At 74.9% G+C, this 6,583-nt stretch carries 8 protein-coding genes; 2 read left to right on the top strand and 6 right to left on the bottom strand.

From position 1 onward, the window contains the following. Both ACFV61_RS33085 and ACFV61_RS33080 read right to left on the bottom strand, forming a co-directional pair. Positions 1-885, bottom strand: an 885-nt coding sequence (locus ACFV61_RS33085) for a GNAT family N-acetyltransferase (protein ID WP_380495715.1), incomplete at its 3' end; no start/stop codon positions are given. 90 nt (positions 886-975) lie between these two features. Further along, positions 976-1,956, bottom strand: a complete 981-nt coding sequence (locus tag ACFV61_RS33080; protein WP_380495713.1) for a DMT family transporter — start codon at positions 1,954-1,956, stop codon at positions 976-978. 328 nt (positions 1,957-2,284) lie between these two features. Between ACFV61_RS33080 and ACFV61_RS33075 the strand changes: the two genes are divergently transcribed. Further along, positions 2,285-2,548 carry a dsRBD fold-containing protein gene (locus tag ACFV61_RS33075; protein ID WP_063350242.1) on the top strand — a complete coding sequence of 88 codons (264 nt, stop codon included), beginning with the start codon at positions 2,285-2,287 and terminating at the stop codon, positions 2,546-2,548. Positions 2,549-2,606: 58 nt separating this feature from the next. Here ACFV61_RS33075 and ACFV61_RS33070 read toward each other — a convergent pair whose 3' ends face one another. From ACFV61_RS33070 to ACFV61_RS33055, 4 genes are all read right to left on the bottom strand, one after another. Then, positions 2,607-3,134 (bottom strand): hypothetical protein, encoded by a 528-nt coding sequence (locus ACFV61_RS33070; protein WP_380495711.1) that lies wholly within the window; start codon positions 3,132-3,134, stop codon positions 2,607-2,609. A 193-nt stretch (positions 3,135-3,327) separates the two neighbouring features. Next, positions 3,328-4,215, bottom strand: coding sequence for an alpha/beta fold hydrolase (locus tag ACFV61_RS33065; protein WP_380495708.1), 888 nt, complete (start codon positions 4,213-4,215; stop codon positions 3,328-3,330). A gap of 168 nt (positions 4,216-4,383) precedes the next feature. After that, positions 4,384-4,731: a hypothetical protein gene (locus tag ACFV61_RS33060; protein WP_159398553.1), complete on the bottom strand. Its 348-nt coding sequence runs from the start codon at positions 4,729-4,731 to the stop codon at positions 4,384-4,386. A gap of 119 nt (positions 4,732-4,850) precedes the next feature. Next, complete coding sequence (locus tag ACFV61_RS33055) at positions 4,851-5,774, bottom strand: AEC family transporter (RefSeq protein ID WP_363371012.1); 924 nt, start codon at positions 5,772-5,774, stop codon at positions 4,851-4,853. A 108-nt stretch (positions 5,775-5,882) separates the two neighbouring features. Here ACFV61_RS33055 and ACFV61_RS33050 point away from each other — a divergent pair, with 108 nt between their 5' ends. Beyond that, positions 5,883-6,362 carry an HD domain-containing protein gene (locus tag ACFV61_RS33050; RefSeq protein WP_063350248.1) on the top strand — a complete coding sequence of 160 codons (480 nt, stop codon included), beginning with the start codon at positions 5,883-5,885 and terminating at the stop codon, positions 6,360-6,362. The last annotated feature ends 221 nt before the right edge of the window (positions 6,363-6,583 follow it).

Genomic DNA, 6,583 nt, shown 5'->3' with positions numbered 1-6,583 from the left:
CCCGCGGCTTTTAAATCCCAACCGCCCCGCGCCCGGGGGGGGGGGGCCCGCATTGTTTTTCAACCGCCGGTGGTAGACCAGGTCGTGTTCAAGCGCGAACCGGGCCAGGGCCGTGGCGACGGCGTCGTCGGTGGCGATGGTCTCGTCGACCGTCAAGGTGCCGTCGGCGAGCGAGTAGCAGGCGTAGCCGTCCGGGACACCGCCGGCATCCCGGTGGACGGCGACGTAGCGCGACGCCGAGGAGACCGGGGGCCGCCCCGCGCCCAAGGCCCACCAGCGGTGCGGCCGGGACAGCGCGCCGGGCTGCGTGCGGCGGTACCGGTCGTAGACCGCTTCCAGGATCTCGCCGCACTCGGCACGCCGCAGCAGCTCGATCGAGCCGGTGTCCGGGCCGGGCGCCGGGGTGTCGGCCGGGGTGTCGGCTGTTCCGCGTGCCCGGGGGAGGGCGAAGGCGGCCCGGTGGCGCGGCACCGTCAGCCGCTGCGTGTAGGTCGCCGGTCCGTAGCCGAACCTGCGGTAGATCACGGCCTCGGAGGCCAGCAGTACGGAGAGGAACTCCCCGCGGGCCCGAAACCCGGCGAGCTGGCGCCGCATCATCGCGGTGAGCACGCCCTGGCGCCGGTGCGAGGGCAGGACGCCGACGCCGGTCACCCCGCTGGTGGGGACGATGGCCTCACCGGGCAGGGTGAGCTCGAAGGTGTACGCGCCGGCGGTGCCGACGGGCCGCCCGTCCGCCGTCACGGCGAGCAGGTTGCGGTCCATCTCGGTCGCCGACCACCAGAGCCCGCCGCCGTCGGTCGGGGTTTCCGGGAAGAGCCCGAACGCGGCATGGAGCGTGTCGACGTAGACGTCGAGGTCCTGATCGGTTGTCGGACGGATCTCCATTGCTGCCGCTTCCTCCCCTGGATGACGACGGCACCACGGCTCGTGTGCCTCGCCACAGTGCAGCGTTGACCCGTGGCCCGGTCAAGCGAATTACGCTCCGGCCCCGGAGCTGTGCCCCGGGTCGTTCGGCTTCTCGGCCGGACTGTTTCCCGGACGGCTCCCGGGGTCTTCCTCAGGCCGCTCGTCCTCCGGCGGTGCCCCGACGCCCTCCAGGGTTTCGCGGACGCTGCCCGGCATCGCCGGGTGGCGGCCGATCACGATCACCCCGACCACGATGGCCAGCAGTCCGGCGGACTGCCAGGCCAGCGCACCCGGCGTCACCCGCAGCCGGTCGCCGAGGAAGCCGACCGCGCAGGCGATCCCGGACAGCGGTTGGGCGGCGGTCAGTGCCGGCAGGGACATCCGCAGCGGCGCGGCCTCGAAGGCGCTCTGCACCAGCAGCAGCCCGACCACGCCCGCCGCCACCACCGCGTACGGCTGCCAGCTGCGCAGCACCGCGTCCAGTCCGCTGTGGTCGAGGCGCTGGGTGGTGGTGCGGGTCAGCGCGTCCTGGAGGCCGTAGAGCAGGCCGGCGGCGAGGGCCAGCAGGGTGGCCTCCTCGAACAGCGGCAGCCGCCGGGCCAGCGAGACCAGCAGCAGGGTCAGCCCGACCACCGTGCCGACCACCAGCCAGTGCCGCAGTTCCCCGGCGGGCGCACCGCCGCCGGTGGGCCGGCCGGCCACGATGAACGCCGTCACCCCGAGGCCGAGCAGCAGCACCCCGGCCCAGCCCGAGCGGCCGAGGGTCTGGCGGGTCAGCACCCGGGAGAGCGCCATGGCGAACAGCAGGTTGGTCGCGAGCAGTGGTTCGACGAGCGAGACTTCGCCCTGGTTGAGGGCGAGCGCGGACAGGATCAGTCCGCACACCATGAACCCGGTGCCGAGCAGCCACTCGGGCATCCGCATCAGGTCCAGGAGCAGCCGCCAGTGCAGCAGGTCGGCACGGGGCGCCCGCTGCGCCGCGTGCTGCTGGAGGACGAAGCCGAGGCCCAGGCAGCAGGCGGCGCCGAGGGCGAGGAGGAAGACCGCCACGGAGGGACCACCCGGTTTGTCACTGCCCGCGCCGCGCCGGCGGGTCCGGGTTCGGTCGGCGGTCGCGGCGCGCTTTCGTCAGCGTACCGCCGGGTCGGCGGCGGGGCCCGGTCGGCGGCGGGGAGCAGACAGGGAGCAGGCGGGGAGCAGGCAGGGCCGGGAGCTCCGGGGCGGGGGAGCTGGTTCCGGGGGCCGGGCCCGCAGCCCCGGGCCGGGCCCGCTTGCCGCCATGGGTCGGACGGGCGCACGCTGGTGTGAGCGGCCGCCACGGCTCACCGTCCGTGCCGGTCCGGACAGGCGCGAGGGGGCCGCTGCCAGGAGGTGTGGCATGCACAACCAGTGGGACGTGGAGCTGAGCTTCGAGGAAGACGGAGTGCACACGGCGTGCGAGGCCAGGCTGACCGGTGCGCGGGCGCCGGGCCTGCGCGCCCACGGGGAGTCGATGAAGAGCACGGACGACCGCCCGCTCGCCAGGATCGGTGAGGAGGTCGCGGCCTCCCGCGCCCTGGAGGAGCTGTCCCGCAAGCTGCGGGCGCAGGCCACCGGGGAGATCGACGACGAAGGACACCGCCCGGGGTACCTGATCTACTGATCCCCGTCCCCGTCGCCGCCGCCGCGCTTGCGCGGGGCGGCTCGGGGCCGCGCGGGCGTCAGGACCAGGGGTTGGCCGGCTGGTCGTTGATCGCCGTCCAGAACCGGGTGCCCGCCGGGAGGGTGCCGGCCGCCCAGAGCGACCAGCCCTGCCCGTCGTGGAACTCGGCCATTCGCCAGCCGGCGCCGAAGGAGTCCTCGCAGAGCCCGTCGGCGTCGTCCCGGCTGGTCAGGTCGGACCCGGCCGTCGGGGCCGTCGCGGCGACCTCCCCGCCTGCCCAGCTGTGGAAGCCGGCGGTGGGGATCCCGGTGGGGGCCGGGCGGCCGTCCTGGTGGAGGCAGAGCACCGGCAGTTCGGTGTCGGCGGAGGTGTCCCCGAGGTAGGGGTTGCCGGCGCCGTCGGTGCCGACGTGCACCACACCGGCGCGCTGTTCCAGGGCGGTCCAGGTCAGCCCCGGGTGTTCGCCCGCCGAGGCGGCGACGGCCGGCCCGTCGCGGTCCACGGCGAACGCGCTGCCCGGGGTGGCGGCCAGCGCGGTGAGCGCGAGCACCGCTGCGGGGGCGAGGCGTCGGACGAACGTGGGCATGGCTGCTCCAGGGAGTGGTGGGCCGACGTGGCGACGCCAGTCTGCCAGCGCCAAGTCGAGTGCAGTACAAGGGATTTGGCGACACTGGTGAGTTCGGGCCAATCCGTCGCCGGCGGCTTGCGCGCAGCGGCCGGGCCGGGCCGGTTCGGTTCGGCGCGGGCGTGGCGTCCGTGCCGTCCGAACGGCCCCGCCGTCAGCCGCGGGAGGCGGCGAGGAATCCGGTCAGCCGGGCGTTGACCTCCGTCGCGCCCGCCATGGGCAGGTGGTGGTGCGAGAGGCCCGGCAGGACGGCGACCGTCGCCTCGGGCAGGGCGCGGCGGGCGGCCTCGGCGACCCGGGGGGCGTGGTGGGTGCGGCTGTGTTCGGCGAACAGGGCGAGGGTCGGGGCGGTGAGGGAGCGCAGCCGGTCGAGGCCGGGGCGGGGGCCGGTGATGACGCGGGTGGCGGGGAAGTCGGCGTATCCGAGGGCATAGACCTCGCGCCAGCCGGGGTCCGGGCGGGGGCCGTCGCCGGCCTCCCAGCCGAGGTAGGAGCGGGCCCGGGCGGCGGTGCGGCGGGGGAGGAAGAGCGGCAGGGCGTGCAGCAGGTAGTCGGGGCGGAAGCCGGCGAAGCACTGGGTGGGATCGAGGAGGGCGAGCCGGCCGACCCGGGCGGGCGCGTGCAGGGCGTACTCCAGGGCGATCCAGCCGCCGTAGGAGTGGCCGCAGAAGTCGGCCCGGGGGAGGTCGAGTCGGTCGAGGACGGTGTCCAGCCAGCCGAGCAGCCCGGGGACGCCCGCGAGTGGGGCACCGTCGTGGACGCTGCGGCCCGGGTCGCCGATGAGGTCGGGGGCGAGGACGCGGTGCCCGGCGGCCGTCCACGCGGCGACGTTGGCGAACCACATGGTGGAGGTGGCGCCGCCGCCGTGCAGCAGGACGAGGGGGCGGCCGTCGGGCGGGCCGCAGGCGTTGATCCGGGTGGTGCCGTGGGCTGTTCGGACGGTGAGGTGCTCGACCGGGACGGGCCAGCGGGCCAGCAGCGCGTCGTAGGCGGTGAGGAAGGCGGCGGTGCGGGTGGGGGAGGGCGTGGTGCGGGCGGACATGATGGGCCTCCGCGGGGGTGTAAGGAGGCACCCGACCGGTCTGCGGGCGCTGATCCGTCTGTTGGGCGCCTCCCGGGCCGGCCGGGTGGTGCCCCCGGGCCGGCTCGGGAAGGCGTTGCGGTTGGACTCGGCGGGCACCACCGGTCTGGTGGAGTGACCGGCGGGGCGTCAGAACCAGGTCTCGCCGTAGTGCGGCCCGGGGTGGTCCTCGCGCAGCAGGCAGATGTTGGGGTCGCGCGGCGGCTCCGGCCCCTCGTGCGGGCCGACGGCCGGGCAGCGCGGCCCGACCTCGACCAGGTACTCGGGCCAGGACGCCCAGTGCAGGTCGAAGCCGACGCCCTGGACCAGCGCGGAATGGGTGCCGCCGTGCCCGCCGGCGAGGTCGCAGCGCAGGCGCGGATCGATCAGGAAGGCACCGCGCGGAACGGTGTTGTAGTGGTCCACGTCCGTCTGCGGCAGCGTGACGACGGACGGACAGTGGTGGAACTCTGCGGAACGAAGGTCCGGTTGGCTCATGGCCGCCAGCATTCCACCGGGAGCCCGGCGAGGGCCCCGGTTCCCCGCTTTTGTACGGCTCGCGGGTGACAACTGTCGTGCCGTGTACGGGTGGCCGTCACCTCTCCGGAAGGCTCCGGCTACGCGGCGAGGGACCAGCTGATCACCGACAGGGTCGCCATCGACGCCAGGGTCGACCAGAGCACCGAGTCCCGGGCGAGCCCGGTGCCCTGTCCGTACTCGCGGGCGTAGACGTAGACGTTCTGCGCGGTGGGCAGGGCGGAGAAGAGCACCACGGTGAGGAGTTGGTGCGCAGGGAGGTGGAGCAGCGGGCCGGCCACCGCGAAGGCGACCAGCGGCTGTATCAGGGTCTTGACCGCGACGGTCAGCCCGACCTCGGCGTGGCGCGAACGGCCGGTGGCCGGCGGGCGGTTGTGCAGCGACATGCCGAGGGCGACCAGGGCGGTCGGCACGCCGGCGCCGCCGAGCAGCTCGCAGGAACGGTTCAGCTCGGCGGGCAGGTGCAGCCCGCCGGCGGAGGCGGCGGCGCCGAGCGCGGTGGCCAACAGGATGGGGTTGCGCAGTGGCAGGGTGAGCAGGGCCCGGCGGCCGGCCGCGCCGCCGTCGAGGACGGCCAGCACCGCGGGCGTGACGACCAGGATCTGGAACAGCACCACCGGTGCGACGAAGGAGGCGTCGCCGAGGAGCTGCATCGCCACCGGGATGCCGAGGTTGGCCGAGTTGACGTACCCGCAGGCCATCGCGCCGATCGCCAACTCGCCGGTCTTGCGCCGGAACAGCAGGCGCCCGGCGAGCAGCCCGAGGCCGATCGAGACGACGGTGCCCGCGGTGAAGGCGAGCATCGAGGGGTTGGCGAAGTGGTCCAGCGGGGTGCGGACGATCATCAGGAACAGCGAGGCCGGCATCGCCACGTGGAAGACGAACCGGTTGAGCACCGGCTCCGCGTGCGGCCCGAGCAGCCCGGTCCGGCCGACCAGGTAGCCGATCCCGGTCAGCGCCCAGATCGGGGCGAATCCGGACAGCAGGGGGTGCAGGGATGGCATGGTTCCTCGGATCGCTCGGACGGTCTGCCAGGTGGGCCGGGGGTCTCCCGCCCCGGGGCAGTAAACCAGTGAGCGTGAACGGGCAGACCGCGGGCCTACGATGAGCCGATGGAGCCCGAGAACGCGCCGACGGAACCCGAGTACCTGAGCCTGGCCGAGGTGGAGGCGATCGCCCGCCGCGCGCACGAGGGGCAGGTCGACAAGAACGGCCACCCGTACGGCGAGCACATCGCGGCGGTCGCGCACGGGACGGCCGCGCGCGGTGGCAGCGACGCCCAGATCGCGGCGGGCTGGCTGCACGACACCGTCGAGGACGACCGGCTGAGCCGGGAGTGGCTGGCGGGGGCCGCGCTGCCCGGGGCCACCAAGACGATCGTGGACGCGCTCACCCGCCGCCCCGACGAGCCGGTCGAGGCGTACACCGCGCGGGTCCTGGCCACGCCGGGCGCGCTGCTGGTCAAGCGTGCCGACCTCGCCCACAACTCGGACCCGGCCCGGCTGGCCGCGCTGGACGCCGCCACCGCCGAGCGGTTGGCCGCCAAGTACGCGCGGATGCGGGAACTGCTCGGGCTCACCGGCGAGCTCTGAGCGGCGGGTGGCCCGGGCTGGGCGAACCAGGAGCAAGCGGGGCGAACGGCGGGGCGGGTCGGGCGAGCCGGGGCGCGGGCTGGGCGAACCGCGGGAGGCGCCGCGCGACCTGCGAGAGGTGTGCGCGAACCACGAGAGTGGGGGGGGGCCCCCGCGGGGCGGGGCCCCCGCGCCCCCGGCGGGCGCCCCGGGAGGGTTCAAAAATAAAAAAAACACAGACA

Origin of the sequence: Kitasatospora sp. NPDC059817, assembly GCF_042731835.1 — a bacterium.
In the GTDB taxonomy this organism is placed as follows: Bacteria; Actinomycetota; Actinomycetes; order Streptomycetales; family Streptomycetaceae; genus Kitasatospora.
Note: the sequence above shows the minus strand (reverse complement) of the source record. Positions and strands in the feature narration are given on the sequence as shown.